Origin of the sequence: Sphingomonas sp. HMP9, assembly GCF_013374115.1 — a bacterium.
Lineage (GTDB): Bacteria > Pseudomonadota > Alphaproteobacteria > Sphingomonadales > Sphingomonadaceae > Sphingomonas.
In genome coordinates, this window is the sequence record NZ_AP022673.1 from 1,789,428 (window position 1) to 1,811,424 (window position 21,997).

At 66.3% G+C, this 21,997-nt stretch carries 20 protein-coding genes and 1 riboswitch; of the genes, 12 read left to right on the forward strand and 8 right to left on the reverse strand.

Features of this window, described 5'->3' with window-relative positions; genetic code table 11:
* Positions 1 to 2 precede the first annotated feature (2 nt).
* A complete protein-coding gene (locus HMP09_RS07890; protein WP_176499912.1) occupies positions 3 to 1,088 on the reverse strand; it encodes an NAD(P)/FAD-dependent oxidoreductase in 1,086 nt (361 codons plus the stop codon).
* Positions 1,085 to 2,038 (reverse strand): alpha/beta fold hydrolase, encoded by a 954-nt coding sequence (locus tag HMP09_RS07895; protein WP_176499913.1) that lies wholly within the window; start codon positions 2,036 to 2,038, stop codon positions 1,085 to 1,087. The genes HMP09_RS07890 and HMP09_RS07895 overlap by 4 nt, the downstream gene beginning before the upstream one ends.
* Before the next feature lie 78 nt (positions 2,039 to 2,116).
* Here HMP09_RS07895 and HMP09_RS07900 point away from each other — a divergent pair, with 78 nt between their 5' ends.
* From HMP09_RS07900 to HMP09_RS07935, 8 genes are all read left to right on the forward strand, one after another.
* Positions 2,117 to 2,590, forward strand: coding sequence for an A24 family peptidase (locus tag HMP09_RS07900; RefSeq protein WP_176499914.1), 474 nt, complete (start codon positions 2,117 to 2,119; stop codon positions 2,588 to 2,590).
* Positions 2,591 to 2,639: 49 nt separating this feature from the next.
* The gene (gene cpaB, locus HMP09_RS07905) at positions 2,640 to 3,680 is read left to right on the forward strand and encodes a Flp pilus assembly protein CpaB (protein ID WP_176499915.1); all 1,041 of its coding nucleotides are present in this window, start codon (positions 2,640 to 2,642) and stop codon (positions 3,678 to 3,680) included.
* A 1-nt stretch (position 3,681) separates the two neighbouring features.
* Positions 3,682 to 5,370 (forward strand): type II and III secretion system protein family protein, encoded by a 1,689-nt coding sequence (locus HMP09_RS07910; RefSeq protein ID WP_232090777.1) that lies wholly within the window; start codon positions 3,682 to 3,684, stop codon positions 5,368 to 5,370.
* A 47-nt stretch (positions 5,371 to 5,417) separates the two neighbouring features.
* Positions 5,418 to 6,053 (forward strand): CpaD family pilus assembly protein, encoded by a 636-nt coding sequence (locus HMP09_RS07915; RefSeq protein ID WP_176499916.1) that lies wholly within the window; start codon positions 5,418 to 5,420, stop codon positions 6,051 to 6,053.
* The gene (locus tag HMP09_RS07920; RefSeq protein WP_176499917.1) at positions 6,050 to 7,339 is read left to right on the forward strand and encodes an AAA family ATPase; all 1,290 of its coding nucleotides are present in this window, start codon (positions 6,050 to 6,052) and stop codon (positions 7,337 to 7,339) included. Before HMP09_RS07915 ends, HMP09_RS07920 begins: the two co-directional genes overlap by 4 nt.
* A gap of 67 nt (positions 7,340 to 7,406) precedes the next feature.
* Positions 7,407 to 8,381, forward strand: a complete 975-nt coding sequence (locus tag HMP09_RS07925) for a type II secretion system F family protein (RefSeq protein ID WP_443026454.1) — start codon at positions 7,407 to 7,409, stop codon at positions 8,379 to 8,381.
* A gap of 10 nt (positions 8,382 to 8,391) precedes the next feature.
* On the forward strand, positions 8,392 to 9,384 hold the full coding sequence (locus HMP09_RS07930) for a type II secretion system F family protein (protein WP_176499918.1): 993 nt from the start codon (positions 8,392 to 8,394) through the stop codon (positions 9,382 to 9,384).
* A 53-nt stretch (positions 9,385 to 9,437) separates the two neighbouring features.
* Positions 9,438 to 9,830, forward strand: coding sequence for a hypothetical protein (locus HMP09_RS07935; RefSeq protein WP_176499919.1), 393 nt, complete (start codon positions 9,438 to 9,440; stop codon positions 9,828 to 9,830).
* A gap of 75 nt (positions 9,831 to 9,905) precedes the next feature.
* On the opposite strand, the gene HMP09_RS07940 is transcribed toward HMP09_RS07935, so the two are convergent.
* The 5 genes from HMP09_RS07940 to HMP09_RS07960 all read right to left on the reverse strand — a co-directional run bounded on the left by HMP09_RS07940 (position 9,906) and on the right by HMP09_RS07960 (position 15,081).
* Positions 9,906 to 10,256: a hypothetical protein gene (locus HMP09_RS07940; protein WP_232090864.1), complete on the reverse strand. Its 351-nt coding sequence runs from the start codon at positions 10,254 to 10,256 to the stop codon at positions 9,906 to 9,908.
* A gap of 33 nt (positions 10,257 to 10,289) precedes the next feature.
* Positions 10,290 to 10,847, reverse strand: a complete 558-nt coding sequence (gene pnuC / locus HMP09_RS07945) for a nicotinamide riboside transporter PnuC (protein WP_176499921.1) — start codon at positions 10,845 to 10,847, stop codon at positions 10,290 to 10,292.
* A complete protein-coding gene (locus HMP09_RS07950; RefSeq protein ID WP_232090779.1) occupies positions 10,844 to 11,977 on the reverse strand; it encodes a phosphotransferase enzyme family protein in 1,134 nt (377 codons plus the stop codon). Before HMP09_RS07950 ends, pnuC begins: the two co-directional genes overlap by 4 nt.
* 1 nt (position 11,978) lies before the next feature.
* Positions 11,979 to 14,192, reverse strand: coding sequence for a TonB-dependent receptor (locus HMP09_RS07955; RefSeq protein ID WP_232090781.1), 2,214 nt, complete (start codon positions 14,190 to 14,192; stop codon positions 11,979 to 11,981).
* Positions 14,193 to 14,336: 144 nt separating this feature from the next.
* A riboswitch (TPP riboswitch) is annotated at positions 14,337 to 14,446 on the reverse strand.
* 299 nt (positions 14,447 to 14,745) lie between these two features.
* Positions 14,746 to 15,081, reverse strand: a complete 336-nt coding sequence (locus HMP09_RS07960; RefSeq protein ID WP_176499922.1) for a hypothetical protein — start codon at positions 15,079 to 15,081, stop codon at positions 14,746 to 14,748.
* Between the two features lie 230 nt (positions 15,082 to 15,311).
* Here HMP09_RS07960 and HMP09_RS07965 point away from each other — a divergent pair, with 230 nt between their 5' ends.
* From HMP09_RS07965 to HMP09_RS07980, 4 genes are all read left to right on the forward strand, one after another.
* Positions 15,312 to 15,668 (forward strand): GNAT family N-acetyltransferase, encoded by a 357-nt coding sequence (locus HMP09_RS07965; RefSeq protein ID WP_232090782.1) that lies wholly within the window; start codon positions 15,312 to 15,314, stop codon positions 15,666 to 15,668.
* Between the two features lie 133 nt (positions 15,669 to 15,801).
* On the forward strand, positions 15,802 to 15,945 hold the full coding sequence (locus tag HMP09_RS07970) for a hypothetical protein (RefSeq protein ID WP_176499924.1): 144 nt from the start codon (positions 15,802 to 15,804) through the stop codon (positions 15,943 to 15,945).
* Positions 15,946 to 15,977: 32 nt separating this feature from the next.
* Positions 15,978 to 17,483: a deoxyribodipyrimidine photo-lyase gene (locus HMP09_RS07975; protein WP_232090784.1), complete on the forward strand. Its 1,506-nt coding sequence runs from the start codon at positions 15,978 to 15,980 to the stop codon at positions 17,481 to 17,483.
* Positions 17,484 to 17,579: 96 nt separating this feature from the next.
* Complete coding sequence (locus tag HMP09_RS07980) at positions 17,580 to 18,785, forward strand: MFS transporter (RefSeq protein WP_197942467.1); 1,206 nt, start codon at positions 17,580 to 17,582, stop codon at positions 18,783 to 18,785.
* A gap of 17 nt (positions 18,786 to 18,802) precedes the next feature.
* On the opposite strand, the gene HMP09_RS07985 is transcribed toward HMP09_RS07980, so the two are convergent.
* Complete coding sequence (locus tag HMP09_RS07985) at positions 18,803 to 21,829, reverse strand: glycosyl hydrolase family 28-related protein (RefSeq protein ID WP_176499925.1); 3,027 nt, start codon at positions 21,827 to 21,829, stop codon at positions 18,803 to 18,805.
* Between the last annotated feature and the right edge of the window lie 168 nt (positions 21,830 to 21,997).

The window sequence follows — 21,997 nt, forward strand, 5'->3', positions numbered from 1 at the left end:
GCTTAGAACCGCGCGGGCGAGTACCGTGCGGCATCGATCGCTGCGATCGCCGGGTCCGGACCGGTCCCGAGCAACAGACTGGCCGAGAGCAGCGCGGCGGCGGGGGCGGTCTGGATACCGAAGCCCCCCTGCCCCGCGCACCAGAAGAAACCCGGCATGGCGGTGTCGAACCCGAAGATCGGCAGGCGATCGGGCGCGAACGTGCGCAACCCGGCCCAGCGTCGCTCGACGGCGGCGACTCGCCAGTCGACAACCTGCTCGAACCGGTCGATCGCGATCGCCACGTCGATCTCTTCCGGTGCGGCGTCGCACGGGTCGGTCGGCGTTTCGTCATGCGGGCTCAGCCACAGCCGACCGCCGGGCTCGGGCTTGAAATAGAAGCGCCCGCCGAGGTCGGCGATATGCGGCATGCCGTCGGGCGCGCCGGGATCGGTGCGGAGTTGCGCCATCGTCCGGCGATACGCTTGTAGCCCAAGCGGGCGCACCCCGGCCCGGGTCGCGACCGCGTCCGCCCACGCACCGGCCGCGTTGACGATCGTCCGCGCCTCGAAGGCGCCCGCCTTCGTCTCGATCGTCCAGACCCCGCCGGCACGGGTCGCGCCCGCAAACGCAGCGTCGGTGACGAATACCGCACCCGCGCGGCGCGCGGTGGCGATGCTTTCGGCGTGCAGCGCGGCGACGTCGATATAGGCGCAGGTTGCTTCCTGTACGCCGAGCGTCCATCCGGGGCGGAGTCCGGGCACGAAAGCGGCAGGATCGACTCGCTCCAGGCGCACCGCGCTATTCGCAAACTCGGCAAGGAACATGTCCATCGCCGCTTCGTCCTCGGCGCGGCCGATATGCAGCGACCCGAGCGGCGCGAGATGCCCGCCTACCCGCAGCAACGGGCCGGAGGCCGTGGTCAGCGGCTGGATATCGGGCCCGCCATAGGTCTCCGACCAGAACGCCGCCGAGCGCCCGGTCGCGTGATAGCCCGGCGCATCCTCCGCCTCGAGAACCAGCACGCGCGCCTGCGACCCGATCGCCGCGGCAAGGCTCGCCCCCGCCATCCCCGCGCCGACGATCGCGATGTCGTACACGCGCGTCATCGTCCGCCTCCGCACGCATCCAGGAACGAATCGATCGCCGACAGCGCGCGGTTTCGCACCCCATCGGCCTCCCGCAGGATCTCATGCGCCGACTCCGGACCGAAGCGAACCACCTGCGCATCGGGCAGCCGTGCCGCAAGCCGCAGCGCGGCACGCGGATCGACCAGCTTGTCGGCCTCGGCGATCAGCATCAGCACGCGCGTCTCGATCGACCCGACCCGCGGATCGGTGGCGAGCGCCGCCGCCCCCGCGAACCCCTCGGCAAGCCACGCCCAGCTCGGCGGCCCCAGCACGAGTTCGGGATGCGCCGCCTGCCACCATCCCTCGTCGCTGTAGCGATCGGCGTCATGCGTCAGCAGGGACTGGCGCGAGGCGACCGATCCCGGCCGCTCGTTGCTGCGCCACGCCGCCCGTGCAGGGTCGCCGCGAGCCGCGATCCACCGCGCGATCCGCGTGCTGACTGCGGGCCCGAACGGTGCCTTCAGTCCGATCATCGGCGCGACTAGGATCGCCGCATCGGCATCGATCGATCGCGTGGCAAGCGCGCGCATCACCATCATCCCGCCCATCGAATGACCCAGCACCACGCGTGGTACGCCGTCGCCCGCCGCCTCCGCGCGCCAGTCCACCCAGAACGCGGCGAGGTCGGCATCGAAGACGCCATAATCGCGCGCATGGCCGACACGCGGATTGCCGGACAGCCGCCCGGAACCGCCCTGCCCGCGCCAGTCGAACGCGGTCACCGACCAGCCCTGCGCATGCAGGTGTGCGAATGTCTCGAGATACTTCTCGAAGATATCGCCCCGTCCCGTCTGGAACAGTATCCGCCCTAGTGGCGCCGATACAGGCCAGTCGAATCGGCGCAGTTTCCAGCCGTCGGATGCGGTCCAATGGCCGATGCGCGCATCGTCCGGAATCGTCCGGCGTACTGACACACTGTCCACCGTCACGCGCAAACCCGTGCCACCATTCGAAATTCTCCAGGGACGGTTACTTTTTCGAAAGCCATGTCCGTTAGGGCCTAGCCGATGGGGTGGAACATTGCTCTTCCAATTTTGATCTTGCTGCTCGGGGGACTCCTGGTCTCCGCGGGTATCGAGGACGCACGAACGCGCGAGATCGCGAACTGGAAGACGGCAGCGGTCGCGCTGCTGGCGCCGGTCTGGTGGTATGCCAACGGGCTCGATCCATGGCCGGACATGGCGCTTCAGATCGGCGTGGCGCTCGTCGTCTTCGCGCTGTTCCTGCTCGCGTTCCATTTTGGCATGATGGGCGGCGGCGATGTGAAGCTGATCGTCGCGCTTGCGTTGTGGCTGCCGTTTCCCGCGTTCCTGTCGATGCTGATGGTGATGTCGATCGCCGGCGGCCTCGTCACACTCGTCATGATGATCGAGCACCGCGCCAAGAAAAATAAGGGACAGATCGAAGTCCCGTACGGCGTGGCGATAGCGATCGCCGGCCTTCTGGCGCTTCGCGAACCACTCCTTAACCAGTTTCAATGATGCTTAACGGCGAAATACATTCGCGGCGCCTGAAAGGCACGATCTAGTCATGGATACACGCAAGATCATTTTGCTGGTCGGCGCGCTTATAGTCGCAGCCATCACGGCATTCTTTGCAAGAACGCTGATCGCCGGCAGTTCGGCGCCACAGGCCGGTGCCGTTGTCATCGCCGCGCCGGTCGTCGATGGCCCCGAAGTGCTGGTCGCGACCCGCTCGCTTCCGGTCGGCACGATACTCGACGCGAGCGCGCTGAAATTCCAGCCCTGGCCGAAGGAGCTTGTCGACAACGCCTATTACCTTCGCGACAAGACCGACCTGAAATCGCTGCAGGGTACGGTGGTGCGCAGCATCATCACCGCGGGACAGCCGGTCACGCAGGGCGCGCTGGTGAAGCCCGGCGATCGCGGGTTTCTTGCCGCCGCGCTCGGACCCGGCATGCGCGCGGTCACCGTTCCCGTCTCGGCGCAGGCCGCAGTCGCCGGCTTCGTGTTTCCCGGCGACCGGATCGACGTGGTCCTGACGCAGGAAGTCAAGGGTGGTGGCGACGGCGAGCCGCTCAAGGTTTCGGAGACGATCATGCGCAACATCCGCGTGCTCGCGACCGATCAGCGGACCGACAATCTGGTCGGGTCGGACGGCAAGACCGAGGTCAAGACGTTCTCCAACGTGACGATCGAGGCAACGCCGAAGATGGCCGAACAGGTCGCGCTCGCACAGACGCTCGGCTCGCTGTCGCTGTCGCTGCGGTCGATCGCGGACAATTCGGCCGAACTCGAGGAAGCGATCGCGTCGGGCGCGGTCAAGGTACCCGACGGCGCCGATCCGAAGGCAGAAAAGGCGATGCTGGTCCGCGTCGCCAGCCAGCCGGTGTCCGGCGCATCCAGCTATCAGACCGGCGCCGACGTCTCGCGCTATCAGCGCAGCACGGTGCCCGGCCGGCCACCCGAAAACAGCAGCGACACGCGTCCCATGCAGGTCATGAACAGCCCGCCGTCCGGCGGCGGCGGTGCCGTCGCAGTGCAGGGCCCCGCCGTCCGGGTCGCCCGCGGCAACGCAGTGACCGTCGTTCCGGTCGGGGGGAAGAATTAAGATGCGTATCTCGATGACGCGCCGCACGCCCCATCTGGGCCAGCAGCATGAGCCACAGGTCGGCCAGCAGCACGGCCAGCAGCACGGCCAGCAGCACGGGCGCCAATATGGGTGGCCGCTCGCGGTCGCCTTGATCGCCGCCGCCGCCGCGCCCTCTGTCCCTGCCCTCGCCCAGCGCGGACAAGCGCGTTCCCAGGCTGCGCCCTCGGGATTGCCCGTGGTGCAGGTCAACACGGGTCGCGGACGCCTCGTGACGCTGGCGCGGCCGATGAGCGACCTGTTCGTCGCCGACGACACCATCGCCGACGTCCAGGTCCGGTCGCCGACCCTGCTCTACGTGTTCGGCAAGAAGACCGGCGAGACGACGATCTCCGCGACCGCAAAGGGCGGCGCGGTCGTCTATGCCTCCACCATCCGCGTCGGCAACAATTTGGACTCCGTGCAGCAGATGCTCGGTCTGGCGATGCCCGAAGCACAGGTCGTCGCGACACCGATGAACGGGCTGATCCTGCTCACCGGCACGGTTGCAGCCCCTGAGGATGCCGCCGAAGCCGAACGGCTGGTGCAGGCGTTCGTCGGTGATTCGACCAAGGTCCTGTCGCGGCTGAAGACGGCGACCCCGTTGCAGGTGAACCTTCAGGTGCGCGTCGCCGAAGTCTCGCGGAGCTTCGTCAAGAACATCGGTGTGAACCTGACGAGCCGTGGTTCCGGCAACTTCCTGTTCAATATCGCGCAAGGTCGCCAGGGTGCGATTACAACCGTTCCGGGGGTCGTCGGCCTTCCCGGCAACCCGATTGACGCCAACGGCGCGTTGCCGGGCAATACGCTGTACCAATTTCCGCAGAAGGCGGGCATCGGCTCGACGATCGGCTTGGCCGGGCGCCTGCTTGGCATGGACCTGCTCGGCGCCATCGACCTCGGCGAAACGCTCGGCCAGGTGACGACGCTCGCCAACCCGAACCTGACCGCGCTATCGGGCGAAACCGGCACGTTCCTCGCGGGCGGCGAGGTTCCCATTCCGCTGGCGCAGGCGCTCGGCACGATCTCGGTCGAGTACAAGCAATACGGCATCAGCCTCGCCTACACGCCGACGGTATTGTCCGACGGTCGCATCTCGCTCCGCGTGCGGCCGGAAGTCTCGCAGCTCGACTACAACAACGCGGTCACGCTCAGCGGCACGCGCGTACCCGGCATCACCACGCGTCGCACCGAGACGACGGTCGAGCTCGGCTCGGGCCAGAGCATGATGATCAGCGGCCTGCTCTCGAACAGCCACAACAACAGCTACGACAAGACGCCGGGTCTTTCGAACCTGCCGATCATCGGCGCGCTGTTCCGCTCGAACGCGTTCCAACGCAACGAGACCGAACTGGTGATCGTGATCACGCCGTATCTCGTCAAGCCGGTCAACAACGCCAGCGACATCGCGCTGCCGACCGACGGCGTGCGGTCGCCGACCGATATCGACCGCGTCCTGCTGGGAACGCTGAGCGCCAGTAGCGGCGGCAAGCGTCCGGTCCCGACCGTGGCGCGACCGTCCTATGTTCCACCCTCGATCGGTGCGACCGCCCCGGCGATGCCCGTTCCGCGCAGCGATGTGCGCCGCAGCGAAGAGCCCATGTCCCCAGCCGTCGCCGGCAAGGCCAAGGGGAAGACCGCCGCCGTGCCTGCGCCGGGGTTCTCGAATTGAGCCGGCATAGCCTGCGCCGCTCGCGATCAACGTACCAAGGATATCCGATGATCACCAAATCGATCCTGCTAGCGTCCCTGGTCCCGGCGCTGTTGCTCGGCGGCTGCATGGGAACCGAGAATCGCGGTCGTGAATCGGTCCATCAGCCGGTCGTCAGCCGATCCGACTATGCGCTCGACCTAGGCGTATCCGGCGGTGCGCTCGCGCCGGGCGAACCGCAACGGTTGTCAGGCTGGATGAACGCGATGCGGCTCAGCTACGGCGACCGGGTCTCGATCGACGATCCCGCCGGCGAAGGGCCTGCCGCGCGCGACGCCGTCGCTGCGCTGGTCGGCGAATACGGCCTGTTGCTGAGCGACGATGCACCGGTCACGCCGGCCGCGGTCACGCCGGGCTCGATCCGCGTGGTGGTCAGTCGGATGCGCGCGAGCGTGCCCCGCTGCCCCGACTGGTCGCGCGATGCCACCAACGAGTTCGAATCGAACACGTCGTCCGACTATGGCTGCGCGATCAACAGCAACCTCGCGGCGATGATCGCCAATCCGGCCGATCTCGTCCGCGGCGCGACGCGCACGGAAACCAACGACGCCGCGGTCTCGTACAAGGCGATCCAGACCTATCGCAAGAAGCCGCCGACCGGGACGGCCGAACTTCCCGCAGCCCCGTCGGGAGCAAAACAGTGAACGCACCCTGGAAGCCCGCTGGCACCGCGCAGCGTGACCCCTTCATGGCCTATGTCTGCGACGAGACCACGGCGGACGCGTTGCGCCCGATCGCGACCGAACTCGGCTGGTCGGTCGACAAGATCCACAAGGGCGGGCTGCGCAACGCGATCCAGTCGCTGTCGGTCTCCGCATCGCCGCAGATCCTGTTCGTCGATCTCGCGGAGTCGGGCGATCCGCTGAACGACATCCACGCCCTCGCCGAAGTCTGCGAACCCGGCACGGTGGTGATCGCCGCAGGCCAGGTCAACGACGTCCGCCTGTACCGCGACCTGGTCGCCAGCGGGATCCAGGACTACCTGCTCAAGCCGCTCCATCCCGACATGCTGCGCGAGGCGTTCGTGCATGCGCAGCTGATGCTTAACGCGCCGAAGCCCGTCGACCTGTCGCCCGAGCGCCCGCATTGCTCGGTCGGGGTCGTCGGCACGCGCGGCGGGGTGGGCGCGTCGACGATCGCGACGTCGATCGCGTGGCTGCTCGCGGACAAGGAGAAGCGTTCGACGGCGTTGCTCGATCTCGACGTGCATTTCGGTACGGGTGCGCTCGGCCTCGATCTCGAGCCCGGCCGCGGCCTGACCGACGCGATCGAGAACCCAAGCCGGATCGACGGACTGTTCATCGAACGCGCCATGGTCAAGGCAACGGAAAACCTGTCGGTGCTCAGCGCCGAGGCACCGATCAGCGCGCCGGTGATTACCGACGGGTCGGCCTTCCACCAGTTGCAGGAGGAGATGCGCACGGCGTTCGAGTGCACCGTCGTCGATCTGCCGCGGGCGATGATGATCCAGCACCCGCATCTGATCAGCGACGTGAAGCTTGCGGTGATCGTCACCGACCTGACGCTGGCCGCTGCACGCGACACGATCCGCATCCTGTCGTGGCTGAAGACGAACGCGCCGCAGAGCGAGGTGTTCGTCGTCGCGAACCGCGTGCACACCGGCGGCAATCTCGAAATCAACCGCAAGGATTTCGAAGGCTCGATCGAGCGTAAGATCGATTATCTCGTGTCGTTCGACCAGAAGCTCGCGGCGCAGGCGGCAAAGCTCGGCAAGCCGATCGTCGAAGTCGGCAAGGCCAGCAAGACGATCGCCCCGATCGTCGCGCTCGCCAGTGCACTCGCCGCGGCGGTCGCGGACTGCGGTATCGACGGCCTAAAGGCCTCGCGGGGCGGATCGCTGATGGGCAAGTTCGGCGAACTCCGGGGACTGATGGCCAAGCGCACGCCGAAGCCGGGAAAGGCGAAATGACGCTACGCGTTCGAACGCACGCACCGGCGGCGGCGGCTGTCTCGCCGCGCGTCGGATGCGACCGCCGATGACCGACATGACATCGCTTCTCGTCGTGATGATCGGCGCCAGTGTCGTGCTCGGCCTGATCGTGTTCGCCTTTGCCGGGCCCTCGGCCAATCGCGCGCAATCCCGCCGGCTCGGCTCCGTGCGCGACCGGCACAGCGACGTCGTCTCGGTGGCCGACGCGCATATGCGCCGCATCTCGAACGCGCGCGATACCAAGATGGACGTGGCGTTCGGTCGCATCCTGCCCAACCCGGAGCAGCTCGCAAAGCGGTTGGCGATGACGGGCAAGGACTGGACGGTCGGCCAATATGGTCTGGCGACCGCGGGGATCGCGCTGGTCGTCGCGGTGCTCATGCTGTTCAAGGGCATGCCGATCCTGCTGGCGTTGCTGTTCGGTCTGTTCGTCGGGATCGGCCTGCCGCATCTCGTCGTCGGCAAGACGATCAACCGGCGGATCGGCAAGTTCACCGCAAAGTTTCCCGACGCGATCGAACTACTGGTGCGCGGCCTGCGCTCGGGCCTGCCGATCAGCGAGACGATCGGCGTCGTCGGCCACGAGCTCGATGGCCCGGTCGGCGAGGAATTCCGCTCGGTCAGCGACAAGATGAAGATCGGCCGAACGATGGACGCCGCCCTTCAGGAAACCGCGGACCGGCTCGGCACGCCCGAATTCCAGTTCTTCGTCATCACCATCGCGATCCAGCGCGAGACCGGCGGCAATCTCGCAGAGACGCTGGCGAACCTCGCCAACGTCCTGCGCATGCGCGGCCAGATGAAGCTGAAGATCAAGGCGATGTCGTCCGAATCGAAGGCGTCGGCGTACATCATCGGCGCGCTGCCGTTTATCGTGTTCGCGCTGATCTGGTTCATCAACGGCACCTACATGCAGCGGTTCTTCGTCGACGAGCGGCTGATGGCGATCGGCATGGGGGGCATGGTGTGGATGGCGATCGGCGCCTTCATCATGGCCAAGATGATCAATTTCGAGATCTGAGGGACTGACGATGGGCGAGACCGCCGGACCTACCCTGCTCGGGGTCGACGTACTCTGGGTCGCGACGATCCTGTCGGGCGTCGCCGCGTTCGCCGTGATGATCGCGATCTATGCGGTGACGACCGTCCGCGATCCGATGGCCAAGCGCGTCAAGGCGCTGAACGACCGTCGCGAGCAGCTGAAGGCGGGTATCACCGCCTCGACCAAGCGCCGCGCGAAACTGGTCCAGCGCAACGACGCCGCCGATCAGATGCGCGGCATCCTGTTGTCGATGAAAATGCTCCAGGACAGCCAGGTCAAGGCGGTCCAGGTCAAGCTTATGCAGGCCGGCATCCGCTCGAAGGAATGGGCACCGGCGGTGATCTTCGGCCGGCTCGTCCTGCCGATCGTGATCGGCGGGGCGATGCTCTACTGGGTCTACGGCACCGATGGTTTCGCAACCTGGGGCCCGCTGAAGAAATACGGTCTCGTCGCGATGAGCTTCATCCTGAGCTACAAGGCGCCCGACCTGTATCTCGACAACAAGATCAAGAAGCGCTCGGATGCGATCCGCAAGGGCCTTCCCGACGCGCTCGACCTGCTGGTGATCTGCGCGGAGGCGGGCCTGACCGTCGATGCCGCGTTCCACCGCGTCGCCCGCGAGCTTGGCCGCGCTTACCCCGAACTGGGCGAGGAATTCACCCTCACCGCGATCGAGCTGGGCTTCCTGACCGACCGTCGCAGCGCGTTCGAGAACTTCGCGTTGCGCGTGAAGCTGGACGCCGTGAAGGGCGTCGTCACAACGATGATCCAGACCGAGAAATACGGTACGCCGCTTGCGTCGGCGCTGCGCGTGCTGTCGGGCGAATTCCGCAACGAACGGATGATGCGCGCCGAGGAAAAGGCGGCCCGGCTGCCCGCGATCATGACCGTGCCGCTGATCCTGTTCATCCTGCCCGTGCTGTTCGTCGTCATCCTCGGCCCGGCCGCCTGCTCGATCTCCGACGCGCTGCTGAAGGGCTAGGCAACCGCAACGCGAGCGGATCGTTGAGCCCCCGTAACAGGAGGGTTTTTCCGATGCCGTTGTTTTCCACGCCCACGCAATTCGCCGCGCTTGCGCTGATCTTCATCGCCGGCTGGCTGTTCGGGTTGGCGAGCCATCCCGGTGGCAAGAAGTGGAAGGCGCGCTATCTCGCCGAGCGTGACGCGCACGCGGTCGCCAGGAAGGATGCCGACATCCGCGCCACCGCCGCCGAAAAGCGCGCGGTCGACGCCGAGCACGAGAATGCGCGCCTCGTAAAGGCCACTCCGGTTGCGCCGGTCGCCCCTGTGACGATGACCCGCGCGCCGGTCGAGGATCGCTCGATCTTCGTATCGCCCAGCACGCGTCCGGTCGCGGCATCGTCGGCGCGCCCCGCATACAATGCCGATGGCACCAAGCGCGGCTGGTTCGACTTCGACCGCCGCTGATCTCTACCGGCAGCCCGCTCCGTCGGGCGGGCTGCCGGCCAGTCCCTATCGATCCAGCCTCTACTGATCCAACCTCTACTGATAGTGCGCGATGTTCTCGAACCCGGTGTTCGTCTTCGCCATCTTGACCAGCTTTTTGGCGTAGGACCGCACATGCCGGTCGAAGCGCGTATCATTATAGACACCGCGCCAGATATATTCGTCACGCTCCAGTATCGCGGCAAGCGCAGCGGCAAACGCGGCCTGGCTATCCGCCACGCCCTTCCGGTTCATCAGCGAACAGACCATTTCCTCCGCCGACGCCTTGTCGCAGTCGTCCTGTAATTCGCGACCACCGCGCTCGGCGACGACCTGTTCGGATCGTGCGGCGAGACCCCGTGCGTCCAGCCACTTGCGGACCGCGTCGCTATCCCAGTCCTTCGTCATGTCCGCCAACGCCCGATCTCCGTTTCGCGCGCACTAGGTCGTGGCGCGCGCCCGCCAGCGCCGATATCCGATCACGGCCAGCACGACCATCGCCGCATAAAGTCCGGCAGTCAGCAAGAGGCCCTTGTACGCGAACATCGCGACATACAGGATGTCGACCGCAATCCAGAGCAGCCAGTTCGCCGCATGCCGTCGCGCGACCCAATATTGCGCGACCAGGCTGAAGCTGCTGAGCGTCGCGTCGGCCCATGGCAACGCGGCATTGGTGTAGTGGCTCATGAACCAGCCGATCACGACCGCCCCGACCGCTCCCGCGGCAAGGCCCGCAAGCGCACGCGATGGCCGCAACGGTTCGACGACGACGTCGCCGCTATCGACCTTGCCGCGCGCCCACGCCAGCCAGCCATAGACGATGGCGATCCCGAACACCGCCTGGAGAACCATGTCTGCATAGAGCCGCACGTCGAGGAACAGCTTGAAGTAGAGCGCACAGGCGATGAGATTGACCGGCCAGCACAGCATGCGGCGCGTGGCGGTCAGCCATATTCCGGTAAAACTGACGACCACCGCGACGATCTCGAGCGGCGTCATGACAGTGCGATCCGGCGCAGGAAGTCCTTGCCGGGCGGCGAGAAGAACCAATCGGCGTGGTCGATCAGATACCCGTCCCACGCCATCGCGGCGGACGCGGTATCCGCCACGACGCCGGTGAAATACTCGGCCTCCGACAGCGCGAATTCGACATGGACCAGCGGCAACAGCGACACGATCGCGGCGATCTCCGCACCGCTCAGCGGCAGCACGGTGGCATAGCCCGCCAACAGCGCCAGCGCCGTCTCGGGAACCGCGATCGCGTCGTCCGCCCCCTGCCCAAGATCCAGCCATCGCACCGCGGTCCGCTCGATCGCCGTCGCGATGTCGTGAATGGCGCTCGTCCGATCCGCCAACCCGAAGTCGAACACGGTCCGCACGGAACCCCCTCGCGTCCAGAGGAGATTGGAGGGATGCCAGTCGTTATGCGTCCACAGCGGCGGTTGTTTCGCGAGCAGCGACGACAGGTCGCCATCGGCCCGCTCGAACAGTCGGGCGAGCTGCGCTTGCCATGGACTTTCCGCAAGGAACGCGGCCAGCGCAGGGCGGGCGGCGACATACGCGCTCGCCGCGACCAGGGGATCCGCGGAAGGAAGTATCGTGAAACTCGCGACCAGCGGTTGTTGCCGCCGCGCTGGCGCATCGAACCCGCGCGCCGCGACGTGCAATTCCGCCAGCGCCACGCCCGCGGCATGGGCATGGTCGCGCGAGAGGAACGGCGTCCACGACAGCCGGTCGCGATACAGATCCTCGCCCGCCGCCTGTCGGTGCAACTCGTACGACCACGGACCGATCGCGACGGCGCTCGCCCCCTCTGCGGTCGCGATCACTTCGGGCACCGATACGCCCGCGCCAGCGAGATGCGCGATGAACGCATGTTCCTCGGCGAGCCCATCGACGGTGCGGACGTGGTGATGGTGGCGCTTCAGCAGGAACGCGCCGTTCGTTGTGTGCACCAGCGTCGCGGCGGAGAACGGTCGCGGGGAATGCCAGTGCAGCCCGGTCATCCGCCCCGCCGCCGGAAAATGCGTCAGCACCGCCTCGGCCTCGTCCGCAGCGATGGCGGGCCAGGTCGGCGCCTCCAGCGTCGTACCCATGCCGTGGACGAGATGCTTCAGCTGCGTCGCCACCTCAGAACGCCCGCGAGATCGTCGCCATGACCGCCGCACCACTGCCGACATAATAAGCGGGGGGCGAACCGGCGATGACCGTGCCGTTTCGGCCGATCGTATCCTGAGCGTTGGTGCTGACCGACTGAACGCCGGCAAGGACGTGCGGATCGGTGACGTTGATCGCGTTGACGCGCAGGTCGGTGCGCTTGCCGTCGAGCCAGTCCGCCAGGTGCATGCCGACCGATAGGTCGAGCGTCGCATAGCCCTTGATGCGTTCGTCGTTCATGAAGCTCGCATATTGCCGGCCGATATATTTCGACGCGACGCTGCCGAAAAACCGGCCGTCGTCGTAAATCCCGCCGACACCGAACTGGACGGCCGGGCTGGAGACCGCGTGCTTGCCCCTGGTCGGCAGGAAATCCGCACCGACCGGGAGATCGTCGTCGATCCGCGCGTGCAGATATTCGCCGGAAACGTACAGGCTGACACCCGCAACCGGGCGGTAGTCGATCTCCGCATCGACGCCGTACGAGGTCTGGCCACCGGCGTTGAGCGTCGCGTTCACCTCCGCACCGCCCTGGTCGATCACGGTGGCCAGCTGGCGGTTGCGGAACTTGTAGTGGAAGCCGGTCAGCGAGGCGGACAAGTGTTCCCCGATGAAGCGATAGCCGATCTCCTGCGACACCGAATATTCGTTCTTCAGCGCGTTCGTCCCCTGCACGACGACTTCGCCGCCATAATAGCTGTTGTAGAGCGTGAATTCGTTGGGCGTGCGGAAGTTGGTGGTGATGTTGGCGAACAGTTGCTGCCGATCGTCGAGACGGTAATGGATCGCGGCGCGCGGCAAGGCGGCGAAGCTGTCGTTGCGGACCTTGTCCTGCGGCCCGGGCAGATAATTGCGGCCATTGCGCAACACGTTCACGCCCTTGAACCCGGCATCGACCGTCAGCCGCGGCGTCAGCGCGATGCTGTCGGCAAGGAAGAAGCCCTTCGTCACCGTCACCGTGCGCTGGTTCTCATAGGCGAGCAGCCGCCCGTCGGCCGTGCGGATCGCCTTGGCACGGTATCCCCAGCGATCGGTCGGCGCGCCGTCCGCGTCGATCGACGTGTAGGATTGCGTGACGCGGTCGGTGCCATAGTCGAACCAGAGCCCCGCGGTAAGCGTGTGCACGCCGGTCTTGAAGGTCAGCTTGCTGACGTTGCCGGTCCGCATCTGGTCGCCGGTGTAGTTGCCGAGCACCGTCGCAACACCGTCGACCGCACCGGGCAGCGCGATCGGCTGAGCCAGCTCTTCCGTGCCGAGGAAGTTTCCTTCGGTGGTCAGCTGCGTCCCGTAGGGCGAGTTGCCATAGCCGAACTGGAGATACGTCGTGGTGTCGAGCGCGAGCCGGTCGGTCAGGACCAGATGCACCGGCGCGGAGGCATAGAGGTTACGGAACGGCGCGCGGTACAGGCGCCAGTAGTTGGTGTTCCCCTCCGTGTAGCGCGTGTCGTAGTTGAACCCGCGCCCCTGCGCGTTCCACTCGGCGAGCGTCGGGCTGGGATAGCTCGACGAATTCGCATCGTTGTACGAGAGCGCGAGGCTGGCGCGGTTGCCGGCGCCCCATTCGTTGAGGATCTTGGCGTCGATATGCTGGCGCGTGTCGTAGCCGGCACCGCGCCAATTGTCGGCACGCGTGTTCGAATAGGACAGGAACGCCTTCAGCCCGGTATTGCCGATCGTCCCGCTATCGACACGGAAGAAGCCGCGCCGCGCCGCGTAGCTGCCGAGCGACAGGTCGACGAGCGCCCCTGGACGCTCCTTCGGATCGTCGAGCGACAGCGACAACAGCCCGCCAGCCCCACCGAGCGTGGGTGAGTCGATATCGACCGAGCCTTGCGCGAGCGAGATACGCTTGAGGTTCTCGGGGTCGGCGAACTGCGACGGATAGGCGTAAAAATAGCCGATGTCGTTCTGCGGCGCGCCTTCCATCAGCACGCCGATCTCGTCCTGGCCGAGCCCCCGCAGCGTCAGGCTGGAACTGGTCGACAGCCCGTACGGGTCGCTCGACGCGACGTTTGCGCCGGGCAACAGCGTCACCAGCTGGAACGCGTTGAGCGTCGGCGCCTGCTTGACGATGAAGTCGGCGGAGATCGCACTCTGCGCACGCGGCACCTTCTGGTCGGGCAACAGCCCGGCCGGGTCCTGCTTGCCTACCACCCGGATTTCAGCAGGCTCGACCGGGTCCACCACGACCTGCGCGCTCGCTGACGCCGCAGCAAGGCTCGCCGACAGAGATAGGGCGACACACCCCAAAAGCCTGCGCTCGCGCCCGGCGGAAATCACACTTAGACCAGCACTGAAAAACGTCACGTCCACTCCAATCGGAGGGACGACGGGCCAGCCGCAGACCCTCCCTACGCCGGTATAAGCCGGATCAGGTTCAGCGGGTCATGGGCTGCTGCCCACCTCTCAGCCGCGCATCAGCGGCCCCCGGGGATGCACGCGGCTTAGGCGGTCGAACGGGTGGTGGAAAGGGCTAACGCGTTGATCTGGCGAGTGTGCCTCGCCGATTGCGCCGCTGCGCCCCAAGAGCCGCGCGAAAAACGGCGCGCAGCGGCCGACCTACCCAGAAAACATGCTGTGAAAACAAGGTAGGCCGACCGCCTCGGCAGCTCGATCAACGAGCACCGTCGGGGTCGGCAAGGGAGCGCCGACGCCGCAACGGTGTGACAGATACGTTACGGTGCGGCATTTAGACTCACCGCATCATGATTCTCGCCGCTGGCAGCAAAGGTCTGCGCGATCAGGCACGACCCTCGCGGCGCTTGATCTCGCCCAACACTGCCTCGGCGACCGGGTGGCCGATCTCGCCTCCCGACTGTTCGTACACGCCTGCGAGCTCCGCGTCGTTCGCACCCTGCAGCAGCGCATTCACCTCAGCGTTGAAATCGTCGACTTCGCCCGCGGCGGCATCGGCGGCGTCCTCGCTGGTCACGGCAGGTTCCTGTCCAGCGGCCGGCGCGTGCGCCATCACGGCATCCTGCTTGAAGACGTCGAAGGCCTCGGCCGCTTCGTTGCGTTCCTCGATGGCGATCTCGAGGCGAGTGAACAGGTCGAGTTGGGGTGCGGTGTTTTCCATGGCGCCAGCTTATCCGCGCGAACACGGTCCCGGCAACTCGTTCGGGCACGGTAGGAGCACGAAACGGGTCCTTACCCGGAATCTATATGATCCAGAGCAACTCGTGAGACTTCCTACCGGACTGTCCGTTCTATTCGTCAAGCGACCGGCCTGGACCCAGCGATCGGTTGCAGCAGGGAGAGAGCATGACCGCGATACGAGCCGCCCAACCCTATGACCTGTCCCGCCTGATGGCGTTCGATTCCTTCCCCGGAGACCGGATCGCGGAGATCGTCGAGCGCCGGATGCTGGTTGCCGAAGTGGACGGCGTGATCGCAGGCTATATCGCGTGGCAGACCGGCGGATGCATCGGCAAGGACTATGTCAACAAGCTGGTCGTCGATCCCGACTATCGCCGTCACGGCATCGCCCAATCATTGATAGCCGAACTGAAATCGATCCTGAACGGCAGGGTCTTCATTTCGACCGGCGCACACAACAGCGCAGCCGTCAGGCTTTTGGCGCTTACCAACTGGCAGTTGGCCGGGCAGATCGTCGGTTTACGTCCCGCCGAAGAACCGGAGATCTTCTACTACCGGGATTTGTGAGACGCGAGACCTGCCGATGTATCAGGTAGCAACACCGTCTTTCCAGAATTCATTGGGATGAGACGTTTATATTTTGCGATTAGTCGAAGAGACGACTTGTATAGTCCGACGTTGCGATCGATATAATTGAGACATGCCCCAACGGACGCTCAATCCCGATCAGCGGCTTCGCGAGCATCTCGAAGATGCCTTGGTGGAGGCGGATGCGCTCGGCCAGACCGTCGTCGCCGCGCTGATCTCCGAAGCGCTCGATGCAATGTCGTACGCCCGGCCGTAAGGGATCGTAGCGGGGCCCCGGTGTGTTGGGCCATGATGGTATCGCCGCTTCCGCAATCCTCGAACGTCCCGTCGCTGGCATCCTGGTCGGAGGCGCCGCGCGTTTGCCGCGTGAATGTTCGCGAAGTCCGGCCTGGCGGACGCTACGTCCTGTGCTGGCTGCAACAGGCGCTGCGCGCGCGGGACAATCCGGTGATCGACGCGGCGATCCGTCTCGGCAACGATCTTGGCCTGCCCGTCCTCGTCTATCACGGACTGCGCGAGGATTACCCCTATGCGTCCGATCGCCTGCACCGCTTCATTCTCGGCGCGAGCCGCGATCTGGCGCTGGACTGTCGCCAACGGGACCTCGCTTGCGTCCAGCACGTCGACCGCGCCGACGCGCGCGAAAAGGGTCTCGTCTACCGTCTGGCCGCCGACAGCGCCGCGGTGTTCGTCGAGGACCAGCCGACCTTCGTCGCGCGCTGGCAGTCGGACCGCGTCGCCGCCCGCACCGACGTCGCGATGTTCGGCGTCAACGCCGCATGCCTGGTACCCCCCGCGTTGCTGGGCGACGGTATCGGCTCGACCACCGCATTTCGCCGCAAGCATGAGGCGGTGCGGGCGGACTGGTGCGCGATCGCCGATCTCCCCGCCGCGGTCGCCGCGTATGACGGTCCCCTACCCTTCACGTCCGATCGACTCGAATCCTGTACCAATGCCGACCTGGACCGGCTGGTCGAGAGCGCGGCGATCGACCATTCGCTTTCGCTCAGTCCCGACTTTCCAGCTGGCCGCGACGGCGCGCTGACGAAGCTCGAACGGCTGATGGACACGGTGCTGCCGACCTATGCGACGACTCGAAACGATGCGACCAAGCCGGTCGGTGCGAGCATGCTGTCGCCCTATCTCCACTTCGGCGTGATCGGCCCGCGGGAGGTCATGGCCACCGTCGACGCCGCCGCCGCGCCCGCCGCCGCAAAGACCAAGTTCGTCGACGAACTTCTGACATGGCGCGAGTGGTTCCACTACCAGGCCCGCGCGCTGCCCTCACCCGAACGCTACGACCGCGTGTCCGACTGGGCGCGAGAGACGCTCGCAGCGCATGCGGCGGACCCGCGCCCCGATGTGGAAACGCTCGGCGACCTGCTCAACGGCACGACCACCGACGAGACCTGGAACGCGTGCCAGCGCCAGTTCCTGATCGACGGGTGGATGCACAACAACCTGCGCATGTACTGGGCCAAGCGGATCATCGCCTTGACCCCCGATCCAGAGACTGCGTGGGCCACCGCCTGTTACCTGAACGACCGGCTCAGCCTCGACGGGCGCGATCCGTCGACATACGGCAACATCGCTGCGTCGTTCGGTGCAGGGTCACCCGGCTGGGACGGGCCACCGATCTACGGCAAGGTGCCGACGCGCTCGGATGGATCGACCCGACACCGCGACGGCGGTCCCGACTGGCTTCGTGCCGCCGCGACGCGTACCGCACCGGAACCGACGCTGCCGTCGCGCCTGCCGTCCGCACTTTACCTTGAGGGCAAGCTGCCCATCTAACGCGAGCGCATCGCCGCTCCACCCTGCCGACCGCCCGACCCGTCCACCTTCACGCACGGCGCGCCCTTCAGGCAGCGTCGTACCCCGGAATTGACCATGACACCGACTGCGCAACACCGTCCGGAACCCAGAACGACGGGCTATGTCCTGACCAGCAGCGTGACGTTCGCGATGGCCGCCGCCGCCGGCGTCGCAGTCGCCAATATTTATTACAACCAGCCGATGCTCGGCGTGATCGAGAAGGACCTGCCCGGCAAGCTGTCCACGCTGATCCCCACCGCGACTCAGCTCGGCTATGCCGCCGGGCTGTTCTTCCTCGTGCCGCTCGGCGACCTGATCGAGCGCAAACGCCTGATCGTGATCCAGTTCGCGGTACTTGCCGCCGCGCTGGTAGCCGCCGCCGTCGCGCCCACCGCTGGCCTGGTCGTGGCCGCATCGCTGCTCGTCGGCATCGCCTCGACGGTCGCGCAGCAGATCGTCCCGCTGGCCGCCAACCTCGCTGCCCCGGACCGACGCGGGGCGACCGTGGGGACGGTCATGTCGGGGTTGCTGTGCGGCATTTTGCTCAGCCGAACGCTCGCCGGGTTCGTCGCCACGCATGCCGGGTGGCGCGAGATGTTCTGGCTCGGTGTGCCGATGGCGCTCGCGGTCGGCGCATGGATGGCGATCAAGCTACCGCGCAGCCAGCCGGCCGCCACCTTGTCCTATGGCGGTCTTCTCGCCTCGCTGCTCGGGCTGTGGCGGGAGTTCGGCGCGTTGCGGCTGGCGACCGTCACCCAGTCGCTGCTCTTCGCCGCGTTCACGGCGTTCTGGACGATCCTCGCGCTCCGGCTTCAGGAGCCGCGCTATGCTATGGGCGCTGACGTGGCGGGCCTGTTCGGCATTGTCGGCGCAGTCGGTATCTTCGCCGCGCCGATCGCCGGGCGGTACGCGGATCGCAAGGGCCCGCACCTGGTGATCGCGCTCGGCGCCGCGCTGACGCTGGTATCCTGGATCCTGTTCGGCGTGTGGACGTCGATCGCGGGCATGGTCGTCGGTGTCGTGGTACTCGATTTCGCGGTGCAGAGCGCGCTCGTCTCCAACCAGCACATCGTCTACGCGCTCCGCCCCGAGGCGCGGGCGCGGCTCAACACGATCTTCATGGGCGGGATGTTCCTCGGCGGTGCCGTCGGGTCCGCCGCCGCGACGCAGGCCTGGGCTGCCGCCGGATGGTTCGGCGTGGCCATGCTCGGCATAACGCTGACCGCGTCGGCGACGATGATCCAGGCGGTCAGTCTGGTTCGGCGCACGCGGGCGATCTGACCGATCGCCCGCCGCCGTCACAGTCCGATCGAGTATAGCGCGTGGTGGGCCAGAATGAACAAGGTGCGACGATCCGCGCCACCGATGACGAGTTGCAGCGGACGTTCCGGCACGTCGATACGGCGTAACAGCGTGCCGTCCGGCCGATAGACGAACACCTGGCCATTGGCGACGTAGAGATTGCCGGCGGCATCGCGCGTCGCGCTCTCGCCGCCCCGCGGGGCCACGACCTTGAGGTCCGTCACCCGACCATTTTCGCCGACCAGACCGCTATACGTGCGGTTCTCCGATCCGTTGGTCAGCACGACGCGTTCGCCCGTAGCAGCGGTGACGAATCCGTACGCATCGAGCGTATCGGACCAGCGCCAGCCCTGATGATCGTCCGGCCCCTGGTTCCACACGCGGAACGCGGGCAGGACCAGCGACCCGTCGGGCGAGACATAGTCCTGCGCCTTGGCTTCCCCCATCTTGCTGGTGAAGAAATCGGCGAGCGGTGGATAGTGATACGTCGTGGGATCGATCCGGTCGGCGAACTCGCCGTTCGCCCAGACGTTGACGGGAAGCACGGTCGCCGCATCGCGTCGCGCCTTGGCCGGCGTCGGTGCGATGACCTTCACATCAGCCGGCTTGGCCGGATCGATGCTGTAGACCGTCCCGTCTCGCCCGGCCGAAGACAGGACCAGCAGGTGGCCGGACTTGTCGACCGCAAGGTTGACCGCGTCGAGCGGCGCCTCCGCCACGATCGAAAGGCCTTCGCTCTTCGACCAGCCGTGGATCCGCTGGAAGCGGCGATCGATGAAGTACAGCTTGCCCTGCGCGTCGATTGCACCGCCGGCGATCGAATAGAATCCGTCTGCGAGTTTTTCGACGCCCGGCGTTTCCGGTATCGAGGCCGGTATCGAGGTCGGCACTGCCGTCGCGGAGACGGCCGGCACGTCGAGCTTGGCGAACTCGAGTTCGCGCACTTCCTGGCCGCGCGTCATGTCCTTGATCGTGTTCTCGAACGGGAATTTGCTCGCGCGCAGATACGTGCCGCAGCCCTTGGCATCGCAACTCGCAAACCCGCTTTCGGCGTTCACATGGACGTTGCGGAAACGGATATCGCCGGAATTGTAGAGCTTTACCGCGGCATCCATGGGCTTGATCGACCGCGTGACGCGGTAGCTGTGATAATTGGCGAACAGGATGTTGCGCGAATTCCGGATTTCGGTGGAAATCGCATCGACACCGTCGCGCACTTCCTGCTCGGTCTGCGGTGCCAGGAACTCCCAGTTCGCGACGTTGTCGAGCACGATCTCGGCGCGATAATGATGCTCGGCGGACAGTTCGTAGACATGGCCGGGGGTCTTGGTATCCGAGACCTGGAAGCCTGCCGAGGCCAGCGTGTTCGGCGACCAGATCGCCGCGAAGGTGCCGCCACCGCCGTCCGTCACCCAGATGCTGGGATGCTGCCCGTCGAAACGCGCGCGCGGATCGCCGAAGCCGATCGGGCTGCCCTTGGTCAGCACGGTGCCGCCGCCGCCCTGGATCTTGACGTCGTTGACCATCGACGCCTCGCCCGCCTTCCAGAGCAGCGCGGTTGCGCGCGGGTTCACGCCGCCGGTCCACAGGCCGAGCCCGGACACGATCGCGTTGCCGCCCTTCGCGCTTTCCAACAGCGCCTTGGGTCCGCCGACGCCCATATAGGCAGGGGTCTCGTCGGGCAGATAGAGATGCGTCAGGCTCGGGTGCAGCGAAATCAGGACGCTGTCGGGGCGTAGCTTGATCGTGTCCGTGACGCGGTAGCGACCGACCGGGAGATACAGCACGCGGTGCGTGTCGATCGCCCGCTGCAGCGCCACGGTATCGTCGGTGGTGTCGTCGCCCTTCACGCCGAGATCATGGACGTTCGCCCAGTCTCGGACGGGCGGCATTGCGCGTATAGCCGGCACGCGCCGGGCGGGCATCCGCGCGAGAGGTGCCCTCTGGATGTCGGTCGCATACGCGCCGATCGTGCCGAGCCCGGCCAGCTTCAGACCATAGGAAAAGTCGGCGACCCGGTAGGTCGGCCCCGCCGCCGCGACGGTCTTGCCGCTGTCGCGGAAGCGCGCGAAAATTGGCGTGTTGCTGGCCACCGCATTGTCGAAGCCGATCTGCGTGAAGACGCTGTTCTCGGCCGACACGATCACACCCGCCTGCGACACGTTCTCGAACCGGACGTCCTTGCCCCAGAGCGAGTCGGAATAGCCGCGGTCGATCTCGATCCCGACCGGCGTATCGCGGATCGCGACGTTGACCAGAGTCAGGTCGACTTCATGTTCGCGGATCGCCGCGTCGCGCTGGCCCTGGAACTCGGAGTCGAGCAGCGTGAACTGCCACGCGGGCGAGGTCTTCTCCGACATGATCCCGTAGCGACCGCCGAAGAAGCGCAAATTCTCGAACGCGTTGCCCGCCTGGTAGACGCCGGCAAGACCCGAACCGATGTGAAAATCGATGTGCCGCAGATAGCCGTGCTGCGCGACGCGAAAGCGGACCGCGACCGCCCCGGCATTGCCGTCGCCGATCCGGAAATCGACGTTGGACAGCGTGGAATAGAAAGTGCTCGACGTCGCATCGAAGATCGCCGGATCGAACGGAACGCTGGTCCGCGGCGGTACGGGCGCCTTGCCGACGCGGTACTGGTCCTCGCCCGTGAAGCTGACCATCGCCGCGACGCCCGATCCGAATCCCGCGCTGTTGTCGGCGAGAATGATTTCCGGCCGGGTCGCGCCGACGCCGAATACGCGGACTGCGGACCGGATGAAGATCGTGCGCGTGATCCGGTAGCGTCCCGACGGCAGGAACACGACGCCGCCATGACCGCCTGCCGCGGCGGCATCGATCGCCCGCTGGATCGCCGCGCTGTCGTCGGCGCGGCCATCGCCGACGCCTTTGACGGTGATCGCGCCGGGATCATCGGGCTGGGTGGCATAGACCGAGACGGACCTGGTCAGTGCCGCCGTCTTTGCAAAGCCCGGGCTGGCGACAAGAAGCGCCGTTCCGCAGAGCAGCCATTTCGCAACCATCACCCGTCTCCCGCCATCAGGACAGCAGCCCTACCGTTCATGCGCGTACGCATCATCTGCGACGAAGGTCGTATCTCAGGGAGCTGCCTTCTGATCCTCCCCCGCCAGGGGGAGGTGGCTGGCTTGCCAGACGGAGGGGGAGGAAAGGGTCACGTTTGTTTCGTGTCC

Bases quoted from the DNA above. Each gene is read 5' to 3' on its own strand.
- HMP09_RS07890 (WP_176499912.1), bottom strand. From the start codon at position 1,088: ATGACGCGCGTGTACGACATCGCGATCGTCGGCGCGGGGATGGCGGGG.
- HMP09_RS07980 (WP_197942467.1), top strand. From the start codon at position 17,580: ATGACACCGACTGCGCAACACCGTCCGGAACCCAGAACGACGGGCTAT.
- HMP09_RS07925 (WP_443026454.1), top strand. From the start codon at position 7,407: ATGACCGACATGACATCGCTTCTCGTCGTGATGATCGGCGCCAGTGTC.
- HMP09_RS07900 (WP_176499914.1), top strand. From the start codon at position 2,117: ATGGGGTGGAACATTGCTCTTCCAATTTTGATCTTGCTGCTCGGGGGA.
- HMP09_RS07940 (WP_232090864.1), bottom strand. From the start codon at position 10,256: ATGACGAAGGACTGGGATAGCGACGCGGTCCGCAAGTGGCTGGACGCA.
- cpaB (WP_176499915.1), top strand. From the start codon at position 2,640: ATGGATACACGCAAGATCATTTTGCTGGTCGGCGCGCTTATAGTCGCA.
- HMP09_RS07970 (WP_176499924.1), top strand. From the start codon at position 15,802: ATGCCCCAACGGACGCTCAATCCCGATCAGCGGCTTCGCGAGCATCTC.
- HMP09_RS07985 (WP_176499925.1), bottom strand. From the start codon at position 21,829: ATGGTTGCGAAATGGCTGCTCTGCGGAACGGCGCTTCTTGTCGCCAGC.
- HMP09_RS07915 (WP_176499916.1), top strand. From the start codon at position 5,418: ATGATCACCAAATCGATCCTGCTAGCGTCCCTGGTCCCGGCGCTGTTG.
- HMP09_RS07965 (WP_232090782.1), top strand. From the start codon at position 15,312: ATGGCGTTCGATTCCTTCCCCGGAGACCGGATCGCGGAGATCGTCGAG.
- HMP09_RS07935 (WP_176499919.1), top strand. From the start codon at position 9,438: ATGCCGTTGTTTTCCACGCCCACGCAATTCGCCGCGCTTGCGCTGATC.
- HMP09_RS07910 (WP_232090777.1), top strand. From the start codon at position 3,682: ATGCGTATCTCGATGACGCGCCGCACGCCCCATCTGGGCCAGCAGCAT.
- pnuC (WP_176499921.1), bottom strand. From the start codon at position 10,847: ATGACGCCGCTCGAGATCGTCGCGGTGGTCGTCAGTTTTACCGGAATA.
- HMP09_RS07930 (WP_176499918.1), top strand. From the start codon at position 8,392: ATGGGCGAGACCGCCGGACCTACCCTGCTCGGGGTCGACGTACTCTGG.
- HMP09_RS07975 (WP_232090784.1), top strand. From the start codon at position 15,978: ATGATGGTATCGCCGCTTCCGCAATCCTCGAACGTCCCGTCGCTGGCA.
- HMP09_RS07960 (WP_176499922.1), bottom strand. From the start codon at position 15,081: ATGGAAAACACCGCACCCCAACTCGACCTGTTCACTCGCCTCGAGATC.